The 25,674-nt window shown below is 45.4% G+C and carries 25 protein-coding genes and 1 pseudogene; 13 read left to right on the top strand and 13 right to left on the bottom strand.

What is annotated here, in order from left to right; all coding sequences use genetic code 11:
* Positions 1 to 751: 751 nt before the first annotated feature.
* The 4 genes from LO777_RS10920 to LO777_RS10905 all read right to left on the bottom strand — a co-directional run bounded on the left by LO777_RS10920 (position 752) and on the right by LO777_RS10905 (position 5,671).
* Positions 752 to 1,582, bottom strand: coding sequence for an ExeA family protein (locus LO777_RS10920; protein WP_228853787.1), 831 nt, complete (start codon positions 1,580 to 1,582; stop codon positions 752 to 754).
* Positions 1,575 to 3,020, bottom strand: a complete 1,446-nt coding sequence (locus LO777_RS10915; protein ID WP_228853939.1) for a DDE-type integrase/transposase/recombinase — start codon at positions 3,018 to 3,020, stop codon at positions 1,575 to 1,577. Before LO777_RS10915 ends, LO777_RS10920 begins: the two co-directional genes overlap by 8 nt.
* 104 nt (positions 3,021 to 3,124) lie before the next feature.
* Positions 3,125 to 3,694 (bottom strand): hypothetical protein, encoded by a 570-nt coding sequence (locus tag LO777_RS10910; protein WP_228853789.1) that lies wholly within the window; start codon positions 3,692 to 3,694, stop codon positions 3,125 to 3,127.
* A gap of 222 nt (positions 3,695 to 3,916) precedes the next feature.
* Positions 3,917 to 5,671, bottom strand: a complete 1,755-nt coding sequence (locus LO777_RS10905; RefSeq protein WP_228853938.1) for a sigma-54 interaction domain-containing protein — start codon at positions 5,669 to 5,671, stop codon at positions 3,917 to 3,919.
* Between the two features lie 345 nt (positions 5,672 to 6,016).
* Between LO777_RS10905 and LO777_RS10900 the strand changes: the two genes are divergently transcribed.
* The 8 genes from LO777_RS10900 (at position 6,017) to LO777_RS10865 (ending at position 14,344) form a co-directional block, all read left to right on the top strand.
* Entirely contained in the window at positions 6,017 to 6,811 is a 795-nt protein-coding gene (locus LO777_RS10900) for an SDR family NAD(P)-dependent oxidoreductase (RefSeq protein WP_228853937.1), read from the top strand.
* A 77-nt stretch (positions 6,812 to 6,888) separates the two neighbouring features.
* Positions 6,889 to 8,292, top strand: a complete 1,404-nt coding sequence (gene gcvPA, locus LO777_RS10895) for an aminomethyl-transferring glycine dehydrogenase subunit GcvPA (protein WP_228853936.1) — start codon at positions 6,889 to 6,891, stop codon at positions 8,290 to 8,292.
* Positions 8,293 to 8,319: 27 nt separating this feature from the next.
* Positions 8,320 to 9,894, top strand: coding sequence for an aminomethyl-transferring glycine dehydrogenase subunit GcvPB (gene gcvPB / locus LO777_RS10890; protein ID WP_228853935.1), 1,575 nt, complete (start codon positions 8,320 to 8,322; stop codon positions 9,892 to 9,894).
* Between the two features lie 9 nt (positions 9,895 to 9,903).
* A complete protein-coding gene (locus LO777_RS10885) occupies positions 9,904 to 11,010 on the top strand; it encodes an ATP-NAD kinase family protein (RefSeq protein WP_228853934.1) in 1,107 nt (368 codons plus the stop codon).
* Positions 11,011 to 11,056: 46 nt separating this feature from the next.
* The gene (locus LO777_RS10880) at positions 11,057 to 11,851 is read left to right on the top strand and encodes an ABC transporter ATP-binding protein (protein WP_228853933.1); all 795 of its coding nucleotides are present in this window, start codon (positions 11,057 to 11,059) and stop codon (positions 11,849 to 11,851) included.
* A 236-nt stretch (positions 11,852 to 12,087) separates the two neighbouring features.
* Positions 12,088 to 12,840 (top strand): transporter substrate-binding domain-containing protein, encoded by a 753-nt coding sequence (locus LO777_RS10875; RefSeq protein ID WP_228853932.1) that lies wholly within the window; start codon positions 12,088 to 12,090, stop codon positions 12,838 to 12,840.
* 125 nt (positions 12,841 to 12,965) lie between these two features.
* Positions 12,966 to 13,658, top strand: coding sequence for an ABC transporter permease (locus LO777_RS10870; protein ID WP_228853931.1), 693 nt, complete (start codon positions 12,966 to 12,968; stop codon positions 13,656 to 13,658).
* A complete protein-coding gene (locus tag LO777_RS10865; RefSeq protein WP_228853930.1) occupies positions 13,658 to 14,344 on the top strand; it encodes an ABC transporter permease in 687 nt (228 codons plus the stop codon). Before LO777_RS10870 ends, LO777_RS10865 begins: the two co-directional genes overlap by 1 nt.
* A 212-nt stretch (positions 14,345 to 14,556) precedes the next feature.
* Here LO777_RS10865 and LO777_RS10860 read toward each other — a convergent pair whose 3' ends face one another.
* The 3 genes from LO777_RS10860 to nudC are packed head-to-tail and all read right to left on the bottom strand — an operon-like array spanning position 14,557 to position 16,500.
* Positions 14,557 to 14,865 carry a hypothetical protein gene (locus tag LO777_RS10860; protein WP_228853929.1) on the bottom strand — a complete coding sequence of 103 codons (309 nt, stop codon included), beginning with the start codon at positions 14,863 to 14,865 and terminating at the stop codon, positions 14,557 to 14,559.
* 16 nt (positions 14,866 to 14,881) lie between these two features.
* On the bottom strand, positions 14,882 to 15,766 hold the full coding sequence (locus LO777_RS10855; protein ID WP_228853928.1) for a DMT family transporter: 885 nt from the start codon (positions 15,764 to 15,766) through the stop codon (positions 14,882 to 14,884).
* 59 nt (positions 15,767 to 15,825) lie between these two features.
* On the bottom strand, positions 15,826 to 16,500 hold the full coding sequence (gene nudC / locus LO777_RS10850) for an NAD(+) diphosphatase (protein WP_228853927.1): 675 nt from the start codon (positions 16,498 to 16,500) through the stop codon (positions 15,826 to 15,828).
* Positions 16,501 to 16,815: 315 nt separating this feature from the next.
* On the opposite strand from nudC, the gene LO777_RS10845 reads away from it, so the two are divergent.
* Positions 16,816 to 17,394, top strand: coding sequence for a response regulator (locus tag LO777_RS10845; protein ID WP_228853926.1), 579 nt, complete (start codon positions 16,816 to 16,818; stop codon positions 17,392 to 17,394).
* 114 nt (positions 17,395 to 17,508) lie between these two features.
* Here LO777_RS10845 and LO777_RS10840 read toward each other — a convergent pair whose 3' ends face one another.
* Positions 17,509 to 17,916 (bottom strand): desulfoferrodoxin family protein, encoded by a 408-nt coding sequence (locus tag LO777_RS10840; RefSeq protein ID WP_228853925.1) that lies wholly within the window; start codon positions 17,914 to 17,916, stop codon positions 17,509 to 17,511.
* 96 nt (positions 17,917 to 18,012) lie between these two features.
* Between LO777_RS10840 and LO777_RS10835 the strand changes: the two genes are divergently transcribed.
* Genes LO777_RS10835 through LO777_RS10825 form a run of 3 tightly spaced genes read left to right on the top strand, consistent with a single transcriptional unit; the run spans position 18,013 to position 21,686 of the window.
* A complete protein-coding gene (locus LO777_RS10835; RefSeq protein WP_228853924.1) occupies positions 18,013 to 20,409 on the top strand; it encodes a diguanylate cyclase in 2,397 nt (798 codons plus the stop codon).
* Positions 20,410 to 20,414: 5 nt separating this feature from the next.
* Positions 20,415 to 20,831, top strand: coding sequence for a GNAT family acetyltransferase (locus LO777_RS10830; RefSeq protein ID WP_228853923.1), 417 nt, complete (start codon positions 20,415 to 20,417; stop codon positions 20,829 to 20,831).
* A 33-nt stretch (positions 20,832 to 20,864) separates the two neighbouring features.
* Positions 20,865 to 21,686 (top strand): alpha/beta hydrolase family protein, encoded by an 822-nt coding sequence (locus tag LO777_RS10825; RefSeq protein ID WP_228853922.1) that lies wholly within the window; start codon positions 20,865 to 20,867, stop codon positions 21,684 to 21,686.
* A gap of 82 nt (positions 21,687 to 21,768) precedes the next feature.
* Here the strand turns inward: LO777_RS10825 and LO777_RS10820 are convergent, their stop codons facing one another.
* The 5 genes and pseudogenes from LO777_RS10820 to eno all read right to left on the bottom strand — a co-directional run bounded on the left by LO777_RS10820 (position 21,769) and on the right by eno (position 25,098).
* On the bottom strand, positions 21,769 to 22,224 hold the full coding sequence (locus LO777_RS10820; RefSeq protein WP_228853921.1) for a macro domain-containing protein: 456 nt from the start codon (positions 22,222 to 22,224) through the stop codon (positions 21,769 to 21,771).
* Positions 22,221 to 22,781 (bottom strand): annotated as a pseudogene (locus LO777_RS10815) (DsbA family oxidoreductase); the annotation flags it as partial. The pseudogene LO777_RS10815 and the gene LO777_RS10820, both read right to left, overlap by 4 nt.
* Before the next feature lie 151 nt (positions 22,782 to 22,932).
* Positions 22,933 to 23,106 carry an ankyrin gene (locus LO777_RS10810; protein ID WP_228853920.1) on the bottom strand — a complete coding sequence of 58 codons (174 nt, stop codon included), beginning with the start codon at positions 23,104 to 23,106 and terminating at the stop codon, positions 22,933 to 22,935.
* A 116-nt stretch (positions 23,107 to 23,222) separates the two neighbouring features.
* The gene (gene tsaA / locus LO777_RS10805) at positions 23,223 to 23,693 is read right to left on the bottom strand and encodes a tRNA (N6-threonylcarbamoyladenosine(37)-N6)-methyltransferase TrmO (protein ID WP_228853919.1); all 471 of its coding nucleotides are present in this window, start codon (positions 23,691 to 23,693) and stop codon (positions 23,223 to 23,225) included.
* A 127-nt stretch (positions 23,694 to 23,820) separates the two neighbouring features.
* Complete coding sequence (gene eno / locus LO777_RS10800; protein ID WP_228853918.1) at positions 23,821 to 25,098, bottom strand: phosphopyruvate hydratase; 1,278 nt, start codon at positions 25,096 to 25,098, stop codon at positions 23,821 to 23,823.
* A 126-nt stretch (positions 25,099 to 25,224) separates the two neighbouring features.
* Here eno and LO777_RS10795 point away from each other — a divergent pair, with 126 nt between their 5' ends.
* Positions 25,225 to 25,362 carry a hypothetical protein gene (locus tag LO777_RS10795; RefSeq protein WP_228853917.1) on the top strand — a complete coding sequence of 46 codons (138 nt, stop codon included), beginning with the start codon at positions 25,225 to 25,227 and terminating at the stop codon, positions 25,360 to 25,362.
* Positions 25,363 to 25,674 lie beyond the last annotated feature (312 nt).

Below are 25,674 nucleotides of genomic sequence, written 5' to 3'. Positions count from 1 at the left end.
AAAAAAACGGCTTCGTAAAAAACCATGGCGGAGCTGTGTCCAAAAATACAGGTTTCGGCTTATTTTACAGAGTGAGTAGGTTTTTCAAGCTGGAAGTTATCAATATCAAATAGTCGGAAGGTATTTACAGAGGATGACACTGGTCCAAAGCTGGCCGAATCTTAAAATGCTGCTCAACTTTGGACTTGATGAGAAATCCAGTTAGAGTTGTTTTCTTGGCCTGCCTGGGTCCGGTGAGATAGAGAATCCGAAAATCCTGCAACAATTCTTTGATTAATTTTTCACTGTTCCGTTTGTACATTCTGCTCCGTTATCATTCTACGAAAAAAACGTAGGCATAATACGAATTATACAGGTTTGCAATGTGTCTCTTTTAACATGGATGGGGGCATGAAAAAGGAAATCGCCGGCTCTTTACGTCACCCCTCCCAGGAGACGGTCCAAGAACAACTATAAATCCACCACAGTGAGCTGAAGCACGATTAATGATGGAGCGTTTTTCGAGTTATTTGATGTTTGGTGCCGTAGTAAATATATAACCCCTCGGCTACGCCTTGGGTTTGTAGGTTTTTTAAGGCATGGGGGAAGCTCGGGCTTAGAAAAAGATGGGGAGCCCGAAGACTCCCCGGACGGTATTTTCTAATCCGTCGCTCCCATCTGGCTATCCCTTGGCGGGTTGCTCCTCAGCAGAGCCCGCCTCCGTTTCGCCAGACCTTTGTACCTGCCAAAAGCAGGAGTGACTTTTGTTAATTTAACGTGATCTTTTTTTTTGTGGTGTGGGGGAATACATTTCCAGAAAGAGTTGTTCATCAAGCTGAGTAAGCTCACGTTGCGCTGCGGTGGTAAGCAGTTCTGCTGCCATGACATTGAGTAGTCTCAAATTGCCGGCACTATGTTCCACAAGTGCCGACATAAGTGGTTTTGTCATTAACTGAGGTGCTCCGGCTTGTTTCAGACAATACTCCAGATAATTTCTCAGTTCTTTTTTGTCATATGGTGAAAGTATTCTTCTAAACCTGATACGACTTCCCAGAGCAAGAAGATTATTGCTCCGAAAACGTTCAGGAAGAGTGAGATCCCCGCAAAGAATAACAGTCAGTAAACATTCTGAATCAAACTGAGCACTCCCCATCAACCGCAATTCATTGAGGTTACAGGTCACCATTTCCTGAGCCTCGTCAATCAGGAGTATTGGTCTGAACAAAGTTGATGTAATATGCTGTCGCCACCTTTCCCGGAGAGCTTTAAATCCACCGTATCTGTTGGATGGGGTAAGATTGACACCAAAGAGATCCCCCATCTCACGGTAAAAGTCTGCAATACTTGATTGAGGTCTTTCCATAACACCAACCACGACGTTTTCCAACCGTTCAAGTTTATGGGAAAGATATTGAAGATTTTTTGATTTACCAAGCCCGGGTTCTCCGGCCATGAGTGCGAATCCGCCATCCATGACCAGATTTTCAATTTGAAAGAGGAAGGTATCTATTCCCGGTGCCGGCCATAAAGAGTGTACTGGAATGTTGGGAAGAAACGGATTCCATTTCAGACCGAACAGTGCAAGAAGACGCTTATTATTCATGGTCTGCCTCCATTGGAATAAAGGCAGGAGGGAGTCCGGTGGCTGCATAATCAGCCAGTAATTTACGCAATAGCGGTGGATAGGGGTCTGTGTCGATATCAGCTTCAGGCAAGGCCACAAGAGGAGCCAGTGTTCTTCGCAATCCGTCACTGTTTTTGATCTTGTCCTGAGGGTAAATTTTCGCAAGCAAAGTTGAATCTCTCTCGTCTACCAGCCAGGCGTGGCAAAGATTCCAGCTTTGATATCGTACATATAGTCGGTCAAAGTGGCGGAACCTGGATGGAACTTCAAATCGAACACCTTTGATCTGTAAAGTAGAGTCACTTTTTCGCTGGGCACGATTTTCCTGAACAGTAAAAGAAAAAACCATCTTTTCACGCTCAGGAGCAGGGCGTGCACCATCTGGTCCCGCCAGCATTTTCTCCACAGGGGAACAGTTGATCTCCTGGTGGCGTTTTCGGTTATACTCCATCTCCGACCAGGCCTGTGTGGCATAATTCAACGTCTCAAGCGTCAAGGGTTCTACCCGTGACAGCATGGACATCAGCCGTCCTTCCAACTGTCCCCAGAAGGATTCCTGTTTGCCATTTTGATAAGGACTATACGGCAATGTCCGGTCGTGTTTTATGCTCAAGCCCAGTAGGCCATTTGTTGTTTCGCGGGCGATCATTGCCGCACCATTATCCGTCATTAAACTGCGGGGTAATCCCCGTTTCATAAAGGCCTGCAACATACCATGATGCAACACTTCCGCTGTTTCCTGATAATACCACTGGATATGGCAACATAATCGGGAACAGTCATCAAGTATGCAGAGTGCTATCGGAGTATGCCATTCTCCGTTACTATCAGCTACCCGTAGTTTGCCCTTATGGAAATCCAGATGCCAAAGTCCGTGGACATGGGACGCCTCGTAACTTCTTACTTCCATCTGTTCAAGATGTTCTTCTGCCTTGTATTGTCCTTTGGTTTTGTTACGGGGTGACCGCTTCTTGTACCACCCTCTTTCTTTCATGCGTCGGCGAACACTGGCATAAGATGGAGGTTTACCCAGCTCTGGCTTTTCTTCAATTAATGCCAGAAGATTGTCGGTATGGAGCCGATAACTCCAATGGGGAAAGCTGCAATACTGTTTCCCGAGTTCGATCAGCATCTGCGCAGAAAGAGCTGTTTTCTTCCCGAGATCTGAACGGGGTTTTCGTTCCATATCTCCCACAGGATCGTTACCGTTCAACGCTTTGTAGTACCAACGCTCAATGGTGGAAGCACCAAAGGTAACAAACCCATCTTTGCATGGGTGCTGATACCGTCGGCTCGCAAGTATTTTAAGTTTTCTGCCAAGTTCTCCCGGCTCGGGAGGACTGGCAAGCAGTCCTCCTATGATGGAAAAACGGAGTTGTGCCCAGGAATGCAGGCGGGACTCGCTATTCTTGTTCATGATATGGCTCCTGTCTGGTTTATGAGCATAGTCTGCTCGTTTTTGGACAAAAACCAATTTACAGGGAGAGGACAAAAGAAGAAGTCCCCAACTTTTGCGGGGAGTTACTGCTCCATCACTGTTCCTGTCGCCAGCAGTACGAGACAATTGAGAATTGCGTTTGAGGAGGATTTTTTGGTTTCGAGATAATGACCCACCAAAGATCCAGGCAAAGTGTGATTTGTAACAGCAGGATGAATAGAACCACGTATTGTTTGCCAGAGTTGACTTTTAGGGAAAATCTCACGAAAATACGTCAACCACTTGCTGATTGTTTTCCTGTCTGCTCCAAGCATTTTTGACACCATGTTTTTACTGTATTCCTGTGGTTTGCTTTGGTTTAGTGTGGTTACAATCAATATAACTACTCTGAAATACACCCGCCGATCCATGAATAGAGTCGATTTCGGTAAGGTTCTACGACGACAATTCTCTTTACTGCAACAGAGACTGAACCGTACAGAGTACTCTTCAGGAAGATCAGGCCCACCGCGTGGCTGACGTTGGTAATTGGAATAATGCTGAGGGCTACCACAATAGGGACAACCGGCTTTATGCTGCTGATCAGCCAAATCTATGTCTATATGGTGAAGAAGCTTAAAAAGGTTGGTGCTTTGAAGTAATTCTGGTATCATTTTCCTGCCTTAGTGTTTTAGGCAGGAACCCTCTCGGGTATTTGCGCGATACGTGAGGGGGTTCCTTACCTTTCCATCACTTATCTTGCACATTTTAACTCTATTTTCCATCATTTATTTTGGCCACTCTCACAAGAACAACTATAAATCCACCACAGAATGAATTACCGGTTTTTTGTCTTTACTCTGTCAATCAGTACGATGCTAACACCCCACAAGACACTAATTTGAGGCAGGTGCTTCCAGCTGTTTCAACCGTCTATAGAGGGTTCGGATACCGATACCCAACTCTTTTGCTGCAGATGTTTTTCCTTTAACCGACCAACCGTGACGATCAAGTGTTGAGATAATGGTTGCCAGCTCAGCGTTGGCAAGATCAGGCCGTACTTCGGCATGAGGAACTGCAGTTTTCGTCTGAACAGTAACAAATCTTTCAGGAAGACTCCTGGTTGTGAGGATTTTGTCCTCAGTCATATTTACGCAATATTCTATAATGTTTTGCAGCTCTCTGATATTTCCGGGCCAGTCATGGCAGCCTAGAAGAGAAATCATTTCATCTGATATCCCATCAATTTTTTTATTCAATTTTTGGCTATATTCTTCGAGGAATTGCTTTGCAAGTATTTCTATATCGTCTTTTCTGGTGCAAAGGGGGGGGATATCAATTGGAATGACATTAAGTCGATAAAAAAGATCGGAGCGGAATTTTCCGGTCTGAACGAGTCTTTCTATGTCCTGATTGGTCGCGGCGATAATACGTACGTCAATGGGGACCTGCGTGACCCCTCCGACCCGTTGCAGCGAGTAGTCCTGCAGAACATTAAGAAGTTTGACCTGCAAATGCAGTGGCATTTCACCAATTTCATCCAAAAACAACGTTCCTCCCTCTGCCAGTTCGAAGCGTCCTGGTTTTCCACCTTTCTGTGCTCCACTGAAGGCTCCTTCCTCATACCCAAAGAGCTCGCTTTCAAAGAGCGTTTCCGGAATACTTGCACAGTTGACCGAAACAAAAGGAGCGTTCCGACGTTTACCAGTTGAATGGATGGCTTTAGCGAGAAGTCCTTTTCCTGTCCCGGTTTCCCCGGTGATAAGAACTGTTGAAAGCGAGTCTGCTATTTTTTCCGCCTGTTTTCTTATCCTTCTTACTCCCTGGCTTTGGCCTTTGATACTTTCTAGAGTTATATTGCTTCCTGGCAGCTTTTTCTTTAAAGAATATTCCTGCAGATTTTTCTCCAGACGGATGTAGATAACAGCACCGTCAAATATTTCTCTGCCATTTACAGGCACTGAGGAAACAAAAGCTTGAGAATCATCAATACGGACACGGATATCCACAAGGGGATGGCCTTCAAGAATTTTGTCGACAATAGGTTCCGGGAGAATATGATAGATTGATCTGGTATAGAGATCACAGAACGAAAAAAGCTCTAGAGTCAAACTGTTGCACTGAACAATAGCGCCTGTAGAATTAACGGTGAAAACAGCCGATCGGGAAAGATCCAGAGTGCATTGCAACATCCTGGCATTGGTATCAAATAGCCTTTTTTGTTCCTTATTCAGTACCGTATCTGTCACCCACTCAGAAAAACTATCAACGGCATATGTGTACACCTCAGTATCTCGGGTAATACGCTCGTGGCCCTGTTTGGAAAAAGAGGTAAAGGTCACAGCCCCAATCGCAGAATCTTCCAAGCTTATACTTTTCAGGATTTCAATGGTTGATGGACATTGCCCTTTAAACCTGCATCCGATGCAGGATTTCATATGTCCTGGTTTGTTTACCAACACATTGCCATGGGCCATCACTTCTTCAATTGATGGTGCATGAACAGTTTTTCCTTTCTGTTTGAGGTAGCCATCAGTGCAGGAAATCAGTCGACTTTTAAGGTCAAAGACAGCGACATCTATATCAAAAATTGTGGAGACAATCCGGGTCATCCGGTTGAGTTCCGGCTCGTATTTTTGCAGCAAAGTCATTGTATTTTCCTCGCGTACACATGTAGCATATTTGGATGTCTGAAATATTGATAACCTGATTTGGTGTTTTAACCTATTCTGAATGTGTCAACTTGACAAGAGATATGACACATTGACAACAAAATTTGACAAATTTGACATAAACATTTTTCCAGCAGATAAATTCAAATGCAGTGAACTGAATTCAATATCGTATATATATTTGTATTAATTGGATGTATTATAAATACCTGTCGTGAAAATGTGGACGAACTATAAAATGGCATAAATTCTGCTATCAAGAAATTCATCTACACAAGAAACCATTTCTCATCAGGAATTTTTAAAAAACGGAGAACCTCGCTCATGATACAAAAACAAGACCTGTTATCCCTCACTGGAAAAGTCGCGATTATCACCGGTGGTGCTTCCGGAATCGGACTTGCCACAGCCCAGTTGCTCTCTGCCCATGGAGCAAAGATTGCTCTTTTGGACGTAAACCCACAGGGTCAGGAAGAAGCTGACAACATTTGCAATAGAGGCCGGGATGCCAAGTTCTTTAAATGTGATGTAACTTTGACAGATAGCGTACAAAAGACTGTGGAAGCCGTTATGAATACCTGGGGGCGGATTGATATTCTCTTTAACAATGCTGGAGTTACAGTACGCAAAACTGTTGTGGATCTCACAGAAAAAGAATGGGATTTTGTTCTGGATGTGGGGCTTAAAGGAACATTTTTGCTCTCGAAATACGTTATCCCGATCATGACTGCCCAGGGTGGTGGATCAATTGTGAATACCGGTTCCGGCTGGGGACTGAAAGGTGGTAATCTCGCTGCTGCATACTGTGCCGTAAAGGGTGGGATTGTCAATTTGACCAGGGCAATGGCAATCGACCATGGACCTGACAATATTCGAGTCAATAGCGTTAATCCCGGCGACACAGACACCTCAATGCTGAGGGACGAAGGTGTTCAGACTGGCGATGTAAGCGATTCGGCAAGTGAGAAAAAATATCTGGAAGAATGTGGTGCCGACCGGCCTCTAAAGCGTATCGGGATGCCGGTGGATATTGCCCAGGCGGTGCTTTACCTGGCCAGTGATTTATCTGGCTGGGTAACAGGTGGTGCTCTGGTAGTCGATGGCGGTGGTATTGCTTAGGAGCTTGTCCGAGAATTAGATAAACAGCATGATCAGAATAAATAAAATAGGTAAATAGCTCCACGGAGGAAGTAGTCATGGCAATAAATGGATTCAAAAATCATCCTTATATACCGAATTCGGTACCTGAGGTTCAGCAACAGATGCTTGCTGAATTAGGGCTTGAGAGTCTTGAGGATTTGCATGCAGAGGTTCCGGAGGCTCTTAAGTTAAAAGACAATATGAGTCTCCCTAAAGCAATACCTTCGGAATTCGAATTGCGAAAGCATGTTGAAAAACTGTTGGCTAAAAATAGTAATTGTACGGAAAATCTAAATTTTCTCGGTGCCGGATGCTGGCAGCACTATGTTCCTGCTATCTGTGACGAAATCAATTCAAGAGGAGAGTTTCTTACCGCCTACGGGGGTGAGATGTATAACGATTTCGGTAGATTCCAGGCCCTGTTCGAATACCAGAGCATGATGGCAGAGCTTCTGGATATGGACGTGGTGAACGTGCCGACCATGGATTGGGCCCAGGCCGCTGCCACCTCACTGCGCATGGCTTCCCGAATCACTGACCGTAAAGAATTTCTGATTCCGGAATTGATGGATCTGGAAAAATTCCTGATTATGAAAAATTATTGTGGCCCGGATATAACCTTAATCAGAGTGGGCCATGATGCAGCCTCTGGACAGCTTGATCTGGAGGACTTACGATCCAAACTCACTCCTGATACTGCTGGTATCTATTTTGAAAACCCCTCTTTTTTGGGTTTCATTGAACAACAGGGAAAAGCTATTGCGGAAATGGTTCACGCAGTTGGTGGTCTCAGCGTGGTTGGAGTTGATCCCAGCTCTCTTGGAGTGCTGGCCCCGCCATCCAGTTACGGTGCTGATATTGTCTGCGGCGATCTACAGCCACTTGGGATGCACATGAATTACGGTGGCGGACAGGCAGGGTTTATTGCAACTCCGGATGAGGAAAAGTTTGTGATGGAATTCCCTTCACGGCTTTTTGGCATCGTTCCTACCCGCGTTGAAGGTGAATACGGTTTTGACGACATTGCCTATGACAGAACATCCTTTGGTCATCACCGGGAACACGGGAAAGAATATGTCGGTACTCAAGCCGCTCTCTGGGGCATAACTGCCGGAGTATATCTCGCCACTATGGGACCTGCCGGGATGAAAGAACTTGGTCAAACCATTCTACAGAAAAATCAATACGCAATAGCGGAAATCGACCAGATAGCAGGAGTGAGGGGTTCACGTTTCACATCCCAGGGGTTCAAGGAATTCGTGGTGGATTTCAATGATACTGGAAAATCTGTAGCAGAGATTAATAAAAGATTGCTGGGTAATAAGATCTTTGGTGGCAAGGATTTATCTAGAGATTTCCCGACACTTGGTCAGTGCGCACTTTTCTGTGTTACAGAAATTCACACCAGAGAAGAGATCGACAGTCTTGTCCAGGCTATTACCAGAATCGTCTGCTCATAAATATTTCAGGATAATAGGATAGCTACAATGAAACGTATCGATAGAAGTGACAAGGTCAGAAATGGTTTTCACCAGGCCAAATGGGATGAACCGATCATCTTTGAATTAAGTCGAAAAGGAGAGCGGGGAATCCAGGTTCCCCGTGCAGAAGAGGAAATTTCCGCACGGGTGGGAGATGGAATCTCTGCAATTCCCACCGGTATGAAACGTCGAGTACCACCTTTGCTCCCGGAAATATCCCAGCCTGGAGTGTTACGCCATTTCATGCGCCTTTCCCAGGAGACTCTGGGGGCGGATGTAAACATTGAAATCGGCCAGGGAACCTGCACGGTGAAATACAGCCCCAAGATTAATGACGCTTTGGCCAGACTTCCCGGGATGACGGCACTCCATCCTTCTCAGGCCGAAGAGACCGTCCAGGGAATCCTTGAGATCATCTACAAAACCGACTGTATCATGCGGGAGATATCCGGTCTGGACAGCTTTACTTTTCAACCTGGAAGCGGAAGTCAGGGGATCCTGACCATGGCCTCGATTATTGAAAAGTATTTTGAGGAAAAAGGAGAAAGTGAACAACGAAATGAAATAATAACAACTCTTTTCTCACACCCTTCAGACTCAGCGGCACCTGCTGTAAAAGGGTATAAAATTATCCATATACTACCGGATGAAAATGGCTACCCTGATTTTGAAGCGTTTAAACTTGCGGTCAGTGAAAAAACAGCGGCCTTTATTGTCGCAAACCCCGAAGACACAGGAGTGTATAATCCACGGGTAAGGGAGTTTACTGCGTTAGTACACAAAAAGGGAGGCCTCTGTGGTTATGATCAGGCAAATGCCAACGGTCTTCTTGGTGTGACCAGAGCAGCTGACGCCGGCTTTGATATGTGTTTTTTCAATCTCCATAAAACATTTTCAACACCTCATGGTTGTGGCGGCCCGGCGTGTGGTGCAACAGGTGTTACTGCAAAACTGGTAAAATATCTCCCCGGCCCACTGGTAGAACAGCGGGGTGATAAATTTGTTCTTAATAATACTACTACCTATGATCCGGTAAGTGTTGGAAAAGTCCGTTCATTTCTTGGCGTAGCTCCGGTTGTTTTGAAGGCATATAGCTGGATTATGAGCATGGGGGCAGAGGGGCTCTACGAAGTGGCTAAAGTGGCAGTGCTTAATAACAACTACATGTACAAAAAACTGATGGAGATAGAATGTGTGGATGCACCCTATATTATCGGTAAACAGCGTATCGAACAGGTCAGATACACTCTTGAAAAAATGACCAGTGACACTGGCATAACTACAGGCGATATACAACGAAGAATGATGGATTTCGGTATGCATTACTGGTCCAGTCATCATCCCTTCCATGTGGCAGAACCTATGACTCTTGAGCCCACAGAGACTCCATCAAAAGAAGATCTCGATGAGTATATAGCGACCCTGACCCAGGTCTTCAAAGAAGCGTACGAAAACCCTGAAATCATACGAAGTGCGCCCAACAAAAGCGTTTGTCACCGTGTTGATGATTCCGGAGTCGATGATCCCAGGCAGTGGTGTATCACCTGGAGAAGTTATCTCAAGAAGACTAGGCCTAACTGAGTCCTGACCATGAAAAGCATCGGTTTTATAGTTAATCCTATCGCCGGGATGGGCGGGAGAGTTGGTTTGAAGGGCACCGACGGCCTCGCAGAAGAGGCCAGACAACGTGGCGCCCTGCCCCTGGCTCCTGCACGGGGGCAAAAAGGCCTGATTCCATTGCGCAATTTTGAATCTGAACTACAGATCTTTACACCGGCAAAAGAAATGGGAGAAGCCGAAGCGAAACGGGAGGGTTTTGCCCCAACGGTGATCGGCCGACACACCACCGGAGAAACGGGTGCCGCCGATACACGTTATGCTGCCAAAGAGATGGTACAGCAGGGAGTAGAGCTGATTCTCTTTGCCGGTGGCGATGGTACGGCAAGAGACATCTATTCAGCTATTGGTGAAAAAGTCCCGGTAATCGGTATACCGGCAGGCGTTAAAATTCACTCCCCTGTCTTTGCGCAAACAGCGCAAAAGGCAGGAGAGCTGGCAAAACTCTTTCTTGCAGGGCAGCTTCACCATTTTGATCTGGCAGAAGTTTTAGATATTGATGAAGAGGCATACCGAAATGGCCAGGTTAAAACACGGCTTCACGGTTATCTGAATGTCCCGGTGGAACGTTTGCGAATGCAAAACCGTAAATCCGGTACACCACTTACGGAAAAAGTCTCTCAGAACAGTATTGCCCTCGATATCATAGACAATATGGCTAAAGGAGTCATGTACCTTGTGGGCCCTGGCTCTACCACAAGACCCATTATGGAAAATCTGGGATTGCCCTGTACACTTCTTGGAGTGGATCTGGTCATGGATGGTCAGCTCATCGCAGCGGATGCAACTGAAAAAACAATTCTCAAAGCCACAAAACAGAGAAATTTTAAAATCATTGTCACGCCCATCGGCGGCCAAGGATATATCTTTGGCCGTGGCAATCACCAGCTCAGCCACAGGGTTTTGAGGCTTGCGGGGAAGGAAAATATCATTGTCATTGCTACCCGGGAAAAGCTTATACGACTCCGGGGAGAACCTTTATTGGTGGATACCGGGGATATCTCTGTTGATCAAATGCTTGGAGGCTATATCCGCGTTACCACAGGATATAAGCAGCAGATGATCACCAGGGTTCGATGAACGAACACCCGACCAGCTAACACAAATGAAAAACAAGAGGAACGAGATGAACAGTGAATCACATGTCCTGACAATTGACAACCTGCATAAAAGTTTTGGTGATCTTGAGGTATTGAATGGGACCAGCATGTATGCGAATAGAGGGGATGTTATCTCTATTCTCGGGAGTAGTGGTTCCGGCAAAAGTACTCTACTCAGATGTATCAACCTCCTTGAAATTCCGCAACAGGGGGATGTCTATATTAATGATGAACTCATAAAAATGAAGGGTACCGGGCATAAACGTAAAGCAGCTGACAAAAGACAGGTGGAGAGGATCAGAAGCCGACTCAGCATGGTCTTTCAAAGTTTTAATCTCTGGACCCATATGACCGTGCAGGAAAACATTATGGAGGGGCCAGTTCAGGTACTTAAGGTGCAGAAAGCAGAGGCCAAAGAGAGTGCCATGGCCTATCTCGACAAGGTCGGGTTGGCGGATAAATACGATTGTTATCCAAGTCAGCTCTCCGGTGGTCAAATGCAGCGGGTGGCCATCGCCCGCGCCCTTGCAATGGAACCTGATATCCTGCTCTTTGATGAACCGACTTCAGCTCTTGATCCTGAGCTGGTGAATGAAGTACTGCAGGTTATTGAACTACTGGCTGCGGAGGGTCGAACGATGCTGATCGTCACCCATGAAATGGAGTTCGCCAGACAGGTATCCTCCGAAATAATATTTCTCAATCAGGGTGTTATAGAAATAAGCGGGCCGCCTGAAGAAGTTTTCAGGAACAAATCATCTGAGAAATTTTCCAATTTTTTCGCTCAGGTCAGAAATACTCAACAAAACAAAGAATGTTGAAGGAAAAATAAACCATTCTATTTAGTACCTTACGTCGTAAAAGCTGTAAAGAAAAACAAGAAAATGGAGATTGGTATTTACTATAAAATCAAATAGCCAACTCCAAGGTATTTACTTGCAGGTTGTCTGCGTAACAAAAGATGAGGTTAGGCAGCCTTGCTGCCCAGGATGCAAGTCCTGTCCCGGTAGGGCAAAAGAAGAAAAACCACCAAACATATTTCAACAAGGAGAATGAGATGAGAAAAACTATCTGTGTCTTAATTGTGATCGGTTTATGCGCCGTTTTTAGTTCGGTGTCTGCCCAGGATATTGTCCGAATTGCCAACGAGACTGCTACTCCCCCGTTTAATTTTGTTGATGGCAACGGCAAGGTTCAGGGATTTGATGTTGAAATTGCTGCTGCCCTGTGTGACGTGATGGGGGTTAAGAAAGTGGATGTAATCCAGGACTGGGACGGCATGATCCCCGGCCTCATCGCTAAAAAATTCGATGCTATCATCTCCGATATGTCTATCACCGACAAAAGACTCAAAGTTGTCAATTTTTCCCAATCCTACTATGACGAACAGGGGCTGTTTCTCGCTCGCAAAGGTGAGAACATCGATTTTTCTGTTGATGGGATGAAAGGGAAAAAAGTTGCGGTGCAAAGAGCAACCACCTTTGCCAACTATATTAAGGGAATTTACGGATCCTCTGTTGATATTAAATACTATGAGACTCCGGCTTCTCAGATACTTGACCTCCTTTCCGGGCGAGTGGATCTTATTCTTGCCTCTGACGTGTTTGTACATAAAACAATTAAAACAAAAGATGGAGAAAAGCTTGCCATCGTAGGTTCTCCGGTAAAGGATAAAAAATATATCGGTGATGGTGTCGGCATTGCTGTTAGGAAACAGGACAAAGAGCTTCTCGAAAATTTCAACAAGGCTCTGGATACAATCAAATCCAACGGTACCTACGATAAAATCTATAACAAATGGTTTATGTGATTTTGTCGTCCTCTGCAGGATCAGGCTTGTCTGAATGAAATAATATTTCGATCAGACAAACTTGGTATTGATGTTTCGGTTCTACAGGTCTGTTCTATAATTGCCCTATACGAAGAGAGGTTATTGTGTTTGATTTATACGGCTTTGGCGGGGCATTGGCCCTTGGTACCTGGGGTACCATAAAAATAATGGTGTACGCTTTGGGGATAGGGCTTGTCAGTGGACTGTTTGGAGCCTGGGCAAAACTCTCCGGCATTCGTCCTTTTGTCTGGTTCACCGAATTATGGACCCTTGTTATAAGGGGGGTACCCGAGCTCATTCTGATCCTCTTTGTCTATTTCGGCGGAAGTATCGTTCTTGGGCGTTTCGCCTCATTTCTGGGGTACGATATCTATATTGAGATTAATCCTCTTTTGGCAGCGGTGGTCACACTTGGCATTGTCTTCGGAGCATATGCAACAGACGTCTTTCGAGTTTCAATCCTTGCAGTTCCCAAAGGGGAGATAGAAGCGGCAAGATCTATCGGCATGAAGAAGATAATGGTACTGCGCCGCATTCTCATCCCGCAGATCTGGCGTTATGCCCTGCCGGGCCTAGGTAATCTCTTTATGATTTTGCAAAAAGATACTGCGCTGGTTTCAGTCATTGGACTCAATGAACTCATGCGGAACACCGCACAGGCAGTGGCATTTACGAAAAAACCATTTGTTTTTTACATTGCGGCATCACTGATTTATCTTGCAATTACCACCATCACAACATTCATCCTGCAGGTTCTGGAAAAAAGAGCAAACCGTGGGGTAGGGAGAGCTTCGTAATGGATCTTCAAATAGTTATGGAGTACGCGCCTGAAATAATGACTGGTGTTGTTATCACCATAAAACTTGTTGTGGTAACTATGATTCTCGGACTGTTGCTGGCAGTGCCCCTTGCCCTTTGCCGCAATTCTAAATCCAGGTGGTTGAGTATTCCTGTTTACGGATATATCTATTTTTTTCGTGGCACACCACTACTGGTACAGCTCTTTATCATCTATTACGGTTTTTCCCAGTTTGAAAGTGTACGTGAAAGCTTTCTTTGGAATTTTCTTGCGGATTCCTACTGGTGTTCAATAATTGCTTTTACGCTAAATACAGCTGCCTACACTGCTGAAATCCTCCGTGGTGCTATTAAATCAGTCCCGCAGGGTCAAATTGAGGCCGCCCTGTCAGTTGGCATGTCACCTGTTAAGCTCTATACCAGAATTATTTTGCCGCAGGCCGCTCTCATAGCATTACCCGGATACTCTAACGAAAGTGTACTTATGATGAAGGGAACATCCCTTGCCAGTACAGTTGCCCTTTTGGAGGTAACCGGTATTACTAGAAATCTCATAGCCGAGACATTTATGCCTGTAGAACTCTTCTTTCTTGCTGGAGTGATTTACATGATCCTTTCAACAATAATGATCTGGGGTTTTAAACTCATTGAATTAAGCCTTAGTCGCTTTAGGACGGCTGGATAATTCAACCTTTAAGCAGACCACAGTTTTTTTGCAGGGTCATCAGGTTACTGTCGAGAAGAGTTGCCGCCTGTACCTGGTTACCACCACAAAGTGATCATCCAGAATTATTACACGAAAGTGAACCAAAAGTAATCGTTTTTTTCATCTATTATGTTTCCTGAAACTCGAAGATGTAAAACCTCAATCTTTTCAGTTTTCGGCCGGGATTCCGGTCATATTTTTTGATGAATCCGTTCAAGCTGTGTCGGATCGGAAAATTTAAAAAGTCTCAGTTTACGGCTTCGGGGAAATTCTCTTTTAAAAATGGATTTAAGCTTTTTGGGCAGTTCTTCTTCAGTAAGCACCCACTCATTATTTCTGTACCCTTTTTCCCTGACGGTGACTTTGCCGTTCCCTTCCTTGATTATTGCAACGGTACGGTTACGCTTATAGGATAAAATCTCCACACCACCCTTTTCCTTGCTGCGAAGCAGAATCCGTTTGATTTCGTGAAAAACAGTGTCGATATTGACAAGTGCCATGATTCTTTCCGTTTCGTTATGTATTCCCTGCCATATTGGTTGCGGAGATACCGATTATGATCAGAAAACCTCCTGCAAGAACCACAGGCTGAATTGTTTCATCCAGCAGAAGATAGGCCAGAAGAAGAGCAAAAAATGGTACGAGGTTAATAAAGACCGCCGTACGGCTGGGGCCGATTATTTTTATTCCCCTGTAGTAGAGAGAAAAACCTATTGCTGTGCCGAAAATACCAAGATAAGCTAAACTGAACCAGTTCAAAATGGTGATGGAATAAAGAGCACCGGCCAGGTTGTCCCGTGCTGCAGGGATTGCCAGGAGCAATGTCCCGGCTATGGAGGAATAGCAGACTGTGACAAGGGGGGAGAGCCTGGTCAGGATGGATCTCCCGACGATAGAATAGAGTGCCCAGCTCAACACACAGCCGAGGAGGGCTTTTTCTCCGGGGCCTATTCCACCATGGAAGAGGAGATGAAGTCTGCCGTTGCTGATAACAAGCAGGGCGCCGAACAGGGAAATGAGAATGCCGCCGAACTGCTTGAAGTTTAAACGTTCATTTGTGAACAGAGCAGCCAGCAGGGTGATAGTGAGAGGGGTAAAGGCGATAATCAGGGCCGCTCTTCCGGCGCTTATATATTTTAATCCTGTGAAAAAACATATATTGTAACCAAATACACCGGTCAGCCCGAGCAGAAAAAGAGTAATCCACTGTCCTTTTTGCGGGATTGGCAGTTTTTTCCCTGACAGTTTTATGATTGCGAGTAATGAGAGAGAGGCGATGGCAAAGCGGAGGAAACTGGAATTTGCCGGAGAAAGATCAGCCGAAAGCAGACGACCGGCAATAAAGGTTCCGCCCCAGAAAAGGGTTGTGAGTATCAGGGAGGAACAGGTCAGGATTTTCATTGGTGTAGAAGTGTACTATTTTTTATGGAGAAAAAGTTCAATGAGATGTCTGGCTATACTTATCCTGCTCGGCAGTGGGGGAGGTTGTCCCGGGAAAACCAGGCGGCATCTTCAAGCTCCCTTTCATCCATCTGGATTGATCCATCTTTGTAACTGCTGGAAAAAGCGGCCATTATAGAATGAGGAAAGGGCCATGGTTGACTTCCTTCGTAGTGAATATTGCAGATGTCCAGCCCAACTTCCTCCTTGACTTCCCTTGCAACCGCTCCTTCGAATGTTTCCCCCGGTTCAACAAATCCCGCGAGGGTTGAATACATGCCTTTTGGAAAATGCGGTGATCTTGCCAGGAGGATTCTGTCTTCATCGATAACGGACATGATGACAGCCGGTGAAAGACGGGGGAAGCTGGTAAAATTGCAGGAAGGGCAGATTTTGGCCAGTTCGTGGTGGCGAACGCGCATTCGGGTACCGCATCGTCCACAGAACAGATGATTTGTATACCAGTGGAATATCTGTATCGCCCGGCTGGCCAGGGCAAAGAGCTCATCATCAACTCTTCCGTAAAGAGATCGCAGGCTGGTAATTTCATAGGATTCTTTCCCGGGGATATCCTCCAGGTCAGCAATATAGATCCTGGTATTGCCGTATGCGCCGATATATTGTTTGAACCGTGTTTTGATTCCTAGCAACAAGGGATTGGTTTTGCAGATTTTTACACAGTTATTTTTTCTCATTATCAGAAGTTTTTTCCGGTGAAAACTAAACCAGATTTCATCCGTCACCGGTCTGGAGTCAGGTGAGGAACCCGAGTAAAATGGGTGTGGCAGGGAAAAGGGAGAAGACATGTTCCGTAATCAGAATGAGGAAAAAATAACCATATGATCAATCTACTGAACAGTTTCAGGGAAAAATGTCAAGTGACGGGGAGAAACTTTTTATTGGACAAAGGGATAAAATATCAGGATAATAAAGATATTAGAAGACCGTTTAGGCATTGCTCACAGGTAATTTGCTGTATTCGGGTTATATATCTGTAATGGAGAAAGAGAGTGAAGATTTTAATTGCGGAAGATGAATTTACGACAAGAATGCTTGTCCAGGTCAGTCTTGAAAACTGGGGGTACCGGGTCGAAAGTGTTGTGGACGGTAATCAGGCATGGGAAATCCTTCAGCGAAGGGAAGCCCCGCATATAGCGATACTTGATTGGGAAATGCCTGAACTGGACGGGGTCGAGGTCTGCCGGATGGTCAAGGAGATGGAAAGGGAAAATCCACCTTACATCATTCTGTTGACGGCCAGAGACAGTAAAAAGGATATAGTGGAGGGATTTGACGCGGGCGCGGACGACTATATGACAAAGCCTTTTGATGACAACGAATTAAGAGCCCGTGTGCGTGTGGCGGAAAGGCTGGTTCGTACACAGACATCTCTTACAGAAACTGTGGCTGAACTGAAAGAAGTACTCAATCAGCTTGAAATGATCCAGGGCGGGATGACTGTGTGCCCGTCATGTCATAAAATTTTCAACAATGACGATGATTGCTGGTATTCAATTGAGGAAACAGTAACCAGGCAGAATGACCCGCATTTTATCCATACAATCTGTCCTGACTGTAGTGGAAAGTGAATGGAGTTTTACTGGTTTCTATTTATCTGATAATCCTGTCACCGGAGGTTGTTCTGCCGCAGTCGGATTTTCATTTGCATTCTGTGTCTGAGCCATTTGGTTCAGCTATGTTGGTCAGACGGTAGTTTCGTTTACCCAGAAATCATGCAGGTTGCAGAAACTTGTGGCATAAATTTTTCCTGAATAACCGGTTGGCAGTGTATGTTCGGAAACAGCTTCAGGTGTATCAGGATGAAAGGTTCTGCTGCCAATGACAGAGCCGTCAGCCAGTACCAGTGTATGTCTGACGATGTAATGCTGCTCACTCATGGGGTGGTTGGTCTTGATAGTAATTTTTCCCTGGTTGTTGGAAATTACCGGCAAATGTGATCCAACTTTTTTTCCCCACTTTCCGGGATTGTTACCAGTATAAATGATGCCGGAATAGTTATTCTCCGAGGCTTTCAAAGGAACGGCCTGCCCCAGGGCAATAAGAGATACGGCAACTGCAGATGTTTTTAAAAAGGTTCTTCTGTTTTCCATGGTTCACCTCCTTTTAGGAATGATTGCTATTCTTTTAACGATAGGCGACAGTGACGAAAAGTCAAGGGGATGGAGAATAAAGTTACAGGATAAAAAATGTCTTTACGATCAAAAGTGGCGGTCTATCTCTGTACGGTTTTTATAGTATCGTCACTTATTATTCTAGCAGTACATCTGTTTATCCTGTTTCCCGGGCTGGAAAGGATTGAGCGTCGTCATGCCAGGCAAAATGTGGATCGCATAAAAAAAGCGGTAAAGAAAGAGCTGAGTTATCTTGATTCCCTCTGTCATGACTGGTCCGCCTGGAACGAAACCTACGATTTTGTAAAATCGCCCACGGATGAGTACAAAAAAAATAATCTTGGCTATCACACCTATTCCAACAACAGACTGAACCTGATAACCATAGTTAACAGAAAGGGAAAAATAGTCTACAGTCAAGCCTGGGATCTGCATTCCAGAAAACAGCTTGATTCCAGAGAATTCATTGAAAACAGAATTCTCAAAGAACACCCGCTGATCAATTTTGCACGACAGGGTGGTCTGTCGGAGTGGAAGCTCAGTGGTATTTATATGGGCGAAACGGGGCCGATTTTTATCAGTTCCAGACCTGTATTGACCAGTGACAATCGAGGACCCATGCTGGGGACGCTTATCTTCGGGCGTTTTTTCGATAGGTTTTTTATTCACGATCTTGTCAATCAAACCCATGTGGATTTTACCCTGATCGACATCACTGCAGAAAAAACAAGTCCTTCCGTCCAGTCCATTCTGCAAAAGCTGTCTTCTGAAACACCTTATTATTTCCAGAAAAAAGATAAAGATATCCTATTCGGTTATTCTCTGCTGCGTGATGTTGAAGGGAAAAAAGCACTGCTTGTAAAAGCGTCAATTTCCCGTGAAATAACGGCCAGGGGGGCCGCAGCCCTGAGGTTGTCCCTGGTTTTGACTTTTGTATCCGCCTTGGCTTCTCTCCTGGCGTTGGTCTGGATTCTGAATAAAAATATAGCAGGTCCGTTGACCCGGCTGACGGATCATGTTCTGACAGCTGGAAAAAACGGCACCCGTTTTTTCAACCCGATACCTGACAGGCATGATGAAATAGGAGCCCTGGCAGCTGAGTTTGAACGAATGGTTCTCATGTTGGAACACCGTGCGGAGGAATTGCTTGAAGCGAATGAAGACCTCAAACGCGATATAACTATTCGCAGGGAGACAGAAAAAAAGCTCAGGGAAAGCGAGGAGCGCTTTCGTATTCTACATGATGCCTCTTTTGGCGGTATCGGGATTCATGATGACGGCATAATCCTGGATGCAAACAAGACGCTTGCTGAGATGACCGGATATGAATTTGATGAATTGCTGGGTATGGACGGTCTGCAGCTCATCGCTCCCCGGTGGCGGGAAATGGTGAGGGAGAAAATACGATCAGGCGATGAAAATCCTTATGATGTTGAGGGATTGAAAAAGGATGGAACTGTTTTTCCACTGGAAGTACAGGGGAAGGCTATTCCTTACTATGGCAGAACGGTCCGGATAACTGAATCGCGGGATATTACCCTGCGAAAAAAAGTGGAAGAGGAACTGAAGAGGGTCCACAGGGAATTGACGACCATTTTTGAGAATGGTGCCGTAGGTATAATGTTTCTCAGGGGTGGCCGCTACCTTGTTCGTGCAAACAAAAGGGCCCTTGAACTGCTTGGTTATGGCTCTATGGAAGAGGCAAAAGGGCTCTCGATGAGGAAAATTCATGTTTCGGAAGAAAGATATAGTGAGTTTGGCAGAAACTATTATGATTCTCTTCTCAGCGGGGAAATGATCCGGGTGGAATACGAATTGAAACGTCGGGATGGTACTGTTTTCTGGGCAAATCTGTCCGGTAAGGCCATTGATTCAAATACGCCGCCTGATCTGGATAAAGGGGTGGTATGGATGTTTGATGATATAACCGAAAAGAAGAAGAATGAAGAAAAATTGCGGGAACTTGCGGTTAAAGATCCTTTAACCGGAATTTTCAATAGAAGATATTTCATGGAACAGGGGAAAGTTGAATTTGAACGACAACGTCGTTATGGCCAGGGATTATCAATTATCATGATAGATATTGATCGGTTTAAATCTGTCAATGATCGATATGGCCATGATGTTGGAGACAGGGTTCTGGCAGGGTTTACAAAACTTGGCTCTGCTATTGTCAGAGAATCGGATATTTTTGCACGTCTCGGTGGTGAAGAGTTTGCTGTTCTTCTTCCCGCAACTGCTCTTGCTGATGCCTGTGTTATTGCCGAGAGATTGAGAAAAGCTCAGGAGAAAGAACGGGTGGTAACCGATGGTGAAGGGTTGGTTGTCACCTTGAGCTGTGGTGTTTTTGAGTGTGAGAAAGATGTGGAAAGTTTTGAAAATATGGTGAAAATGTGTGATATTGCCCTTTACAGAGCGAAGGCAAAAGGGCGTAACCGGGTTGTCTGTACGGGTTCATGGGTTACCAATTGAAAGCTATGAAAATAAGGTGTTTTGCGCAGGGAGATGAGGCACGGATCCTTTCCCTCTGGCAGGAGTGCGGTCTTGTTGCTCCCCAGAATGATCCTTTAAAAGATATAGAGCGAAAAGTAAAAAGAGACAGAGAAAACTTCCTGGTGGGTGAGTTGTCCGGTCTTCTTATTGCCACCTGTATGGTCGGCTATGAGGGACACAGGGGGTGGATCAACTACCTGGCTGTATCTCCAGTCTACCGACGTCGGGGGTACGGTGCAGAAATGATGTTGCGGGCGGAGGCGTTACTGAGGGAGCTGGGTTGCCCGAAGATTAATCTGCAGGTCAGAGCTGCTAATTCGGCTGTGATCCGGTTTTACAGATCAATCGGTTTCGCAATAGACGAAGTGGTCAGCCTCGGTAGGCGGTTGGAGAGAGATTAGTCCGCATTTCAGATGTCCTCCAGAGAAGGAATAATGGCTCGAAAAAAGAAAAAATTGTTTGCTGCTGCTGATGGAACAGCTCTTGATGTTATAATCTCGTCTCCCGAAAGTGCAATCTCCGGGGTTATTCTGGTCTATCCATGCATTGGAGGAACCTCGAGAATGTACATGGTTCCCCATGGGGAATTGACCGCCCGTGGTTATACGGTTGTGGAATTCCATCCTCGGGCCCACGGCAGATCGGAAGGCCAGATGGCCATGGCCTCTTCACTGAAAGATCTTTACTATCTGCTGTTTTCCACCGGGTTGAGCGAATACCCGATAACTGCGGTTGCCCATAGTGCCGGTTGCAATGCACTTCTCCAGGTCAATCTTTCGGCACTCCATCTTGAGAAGGTGTTTTTTGTCCAGCCGGTATTCAACTTTGCTGAATCAATGGAATACATGTATGAAATCGGAACTGACAGGGAATTCCTGGATGCCATTTCCCGATGGACATCAGACAGAGAGCAGCTGGAAAAGTACCTGTATTCAAAGAGGTGGCTTGAACCTGCAGTCTGGTACAGGGACAGGCTGCGACAAAAGATAAATGCAATTTCAGTGAATTTGAAGTTGGGAGATTTCCTGGAGGATTTTTATATTCCGGGATTTGAGACCATTGATCACATTCACCGTATGCGGGACAGGCTGGTTTTTTATCTGTCAACGGTCGATAGATGGTACCCTGTGTCCACTACCAGACAGGCAGCGGATACATTTAATATTCCGGTTGTTTTCATGGAAAACGCGAAAGATCATTTTCATCAGGGATGCTGGAATGATATCTGGAATGATATCCTGGACAGGATAAGATAAATCCAACTGGTCACTGCCGATAACTTTGAAGCTGATGCCACCTGAACTGATGAAAAATATGGGTTAGTCGGGCACAAGTTTGTCATGGACCAAAAATAACCAGGGTGTGATCTTCTCCTTGGAGTTCCTCATCAATGATTGCGCTGATCTTCTTCCAATTCCCGCCGGCCAGACCGGCACCTATTTTTGGGTAGCCGATACGCTTTCCTCCATACTCTTTTTTCAGGCGGGAGAACAGTTTTCTGACGGCCTTGTAATCAACAAGAACACCTTCTCCAAAAGAGTTATACTGGGTATAGCCGTTTACAACTGTGATTGTATGACCGTTCTGCCTGACAGTTGCTGAGCTGAACGAACCAAGCTTTTTCTCGTCACCTTCCTTCGTGGCCAGATCAGCCTGGAACGCTTCTGGAAACACGGTTTTTATTGATCTGGCAATCCCTGCCCCCATACGGCAGAAACAGTTGCAACCGTGGACAATAACATCGAAATGGCCATCAACTGCCAGTTGGAGAAGATCCCCTTTCATTGTTTTCATCTTGTTTTTACTCCGTTCTCCCTGAGCATTCGGGCAAGGGCTTCATAGCTTTGGGCCCCAACCATTTTGTAATCATCTAAAACGAAGGTTGGTATGGCGGCAACACCTTTACATCTCGATTCTGCCCAATCCCTGTCAACGACTTCTTTAAAGGAACGCATGTTCAGGACTTTTTCGGCCTCATTTTTTGGGAGTCCTGCATTTTCAGCGAGTTGCAGTAGGATGGGAATGTGGGCGAGATTAACACCATCTCCGAAATAAGCCCTGAAAGCGAGGGAATGAAATTCTTCCCCTTTTCCCATGCTATCTGCCCAGAGACCAAGTTCCTGTGCCAGTCGACTGTTGCAGGTCTTGTCTCTTTCCCCGAATGGAAGATTCAGTTCATCGGCAATATTTTTCAGGTTACCGACCATGATACCAATTTTTTCTGAGGTGACGCGGAAAAGGTCTGTCAGAAGCTGTCCCTCTTCGGGAGTTTCCGGATGGAGGGGAAAGGCACGCCAGCGGATGGTGATTTCGTATTCTTGTCGTAAGCGTTCAATACTCCCGGTAATGAAGTAGCACCAGGGTCAGATATAGTCGGAGAAAATTTCCAATGTCTTCTGTGCCATGGTCCATCCTCCTTAAAGAAACAAACATGGCGGGGCACCATTGACCCGGCTGCGGGTTAAAACGCCTTCGGGTGCCCCGGACGTGGGCCGTTACTTTTTACTCCTCGTATCCTTTTCCGTTGCAGGTCGGACATACCTGATCGGGGGTACACTGCATTTCATCCCCTTGTTCGTCCTGTGTTCCGCTCCACTCTGAGCTTGTTTCACAGACACCTTCAATGATTTTTTTCCCCTGGCAGGTTGGACATGGGGTACGTTTTTCTTCGCTCATTTACGTTCTCCTTTAACTTTTAATACGAATGAACCGGCGGTATGGCCGGACCTTGAGACTTAACTTTTTATTTTTATACTACAATATAGCATTAGTTTGTCGTTTTTCATGTTCTGTCAACCTACAAATCGATCATCGGATCTTTTCCTTGAAACTTCTTCCGCCGAAGCCTTCATCCATCCGGAAGTACTCTCTTTCACTTCGTCGAAGGGTGCGATATAAGGTTTTATATCAAGTAGAGGTGTCCCGTCGAGGACATCTATTCCCTGGATTGTCAAAGTCCGACCCTCAATTTTTATTAACCTGACAATGGAGAGACCAATATGATTCGGGCGAAGAGGTGATCGTGTAGCAAAAACACCCCTTTCAGTCTTATCCATGAAAGGAGTAACCTTCAAGGCGGTTCGTTTTGCCATGTGAAATTCATAGAGAAGATAGATATGACTGAATCCTTCCAGGTCGTCCAATCCTTCCCGGTAGCGCTCTTCCAAGTCAATTGTGCCGATTACTTCTTTTGCCCCTTTAGGCTGAATTGGCATATCCTGTAAAACAGTAAAAGGGGTGTGAATTGTACCTATTCTTTTCATGACAGTATCAATAGATTTTCATAAGGCATCCATAATAGCGAAGTGATGCCATTGTTGTTCCCAAAAGGCATAAACAGCTGGGGCTCCAGATTCAGCCATGCTCCAGGTTATACTTTCTCGACGGATCTTACTTCCTACCAATAATACAACGCATTGCCCCAAGTTCCATTTCTATTTCAAGGAGTCGGTTATATTTGGCAATACGTTCACTTCTTGAAGCTGAGCCGGTTTTTAACTGGCCGCCACCCATGGCTACGGCAAAGTCAGCCAGAAATGTATCCTCGGTTTCTCCGGAACGGTGGGAAATGAAGTATCGCCAGCCGGCTTCCCTGCACATTTGAACAGCATCAATGGCTTCAGTAACAGTTCCAATCTGATTGAGCTTGATGAGAACAGAGTTAGCAGTTTTTTCCTTGATACCTTTTGCGATGTATTTTGTATTTGTTACAAAGATATCATCCCCTACTATATCAATAGACTGACCAACTTTTTCAGTCAGTTTTCGAAAACCATTCCAGTCATTTTCTGCCAGAGGATCTTCCCAGGAGACAATGGGATATTTTTTGATCCAGTCCCTGCAGAGGGAGATCATCTCGTCCGAATTCATCTTCCCTTCTCCAGACCATTTCAGTTCATACTTCGATGTCAGGTCGGGGGAAAACGAGCTGGCAGCACTGTCAAGAGAGATGGAGATATCTTTCCCTGGTTTGTATCCAGCCTGCTCAATGGCTTCCATGATGATATCCATTGCGGCTTCATTGTTTTCGAGATCTGGAGCGAAACCTCCTTCGTCTCCCACTCCAGTGGCCAGGTTTCTGTTTTTCAGCAGCGTTTTCAATCTGTGGAAAGTTTCGGCAATGGATCGCAATCCTTCTCTAAAGCTTGGTGCACCGATGGGAACAGCCATAAATTCCTGAAAATCAACATTATTGTCAGCATGTTCTCCACCATTAATGATATTCATGGCAGGGACTGGAATACGCCTGGCAGTATTACCGCCGAGGTACCTGTACAAAGGCAGTCCGGCTGATTCTGCGCCAGCTCTGGCCACAGCCATTGAAACGCCGAGGATAGCATTTGCCCCGAGATTTGATTTATTTTCCGTACCGTCAAGTTTTTTCATTATTCTATCGATATGGACCTGTTCTGAAACAGGTTGCCCTGTTATTGCAGGAGCGATAATCCTGTTAACATTATTGACGGCATCCAACACTCCCTTACCATTATATCGGCTATTGTCCTTATCACGCAGCTCAATTGCTTCGTTTTCGCCGGTACTGGCGCCAGAAGGAACCGAAGCGGAAACTCTGGTACCGGAATCGGTTTCCACAAAAACTCTTACAGTCGGATTGCCACGGGAGTCCAGAATTTCCAGGGCACTGACGGATGTGATTACAGTTGTCATGTTTTCCTCGCAGGATGGAAGTTGAATTGAGGGATATTGCAGAAAAACAGTAATCACTCAGGGCCTTGGGTCAAATGCATATCCGTTGAGATTCAAAACCGAGCCTGATGCAGGTGGGGCTGAATTGTGCCGAAATTTTTGGCCTGGCTGATTTTCACTGGTATCCAGAAAAGTATATTGCTGGTACTGCTTTGGGAAATATCCGGGAAAAGCGGCCTGAAAAACAAAAAAATAGTAGTTGCAATGGGAAGAATGAAGGTGTAGAAAAATTGTCTTGTCCATGTTTATTCACGAGCTGTCAGCCCGCATTTCCTATCAGTTCAGGCGGCGTCAGCTTCAAAGTCCCCGGAGTCTTCACTTACCTGGCAGTAATTTATAGTGACCTGTATTTACTGCTGAAATACTGAAGTAGATGGCGTCGCCTGGACTGACCTTGGGTGAACATTGTGTAAATTTTGTTCAATCACTGAGAGTTAGCTCATTGTTTGTATTCTACGGGCATTCTCTAAATTGACACAATGTTCATGAGAAATGCGGGTTGGAAATATCAGGTTGAGTTTGAGTTCCGTATGTAAT

The organism is Desulfomarina profundi, from assembly GCF_019703855.1.
GTDB classification, from domain to species: domain Bacteria; phylum Desulfobacterota; class Desulfobulbia; order Desulfobulbales; family Desulfocapsaceae; genus Desulfomarina; species Desulfomarina profundi.
Note: the sequence above shows the minus strand (reverse complement) of the source record. Positions and strands in the feature narration are given on the sequence as shown.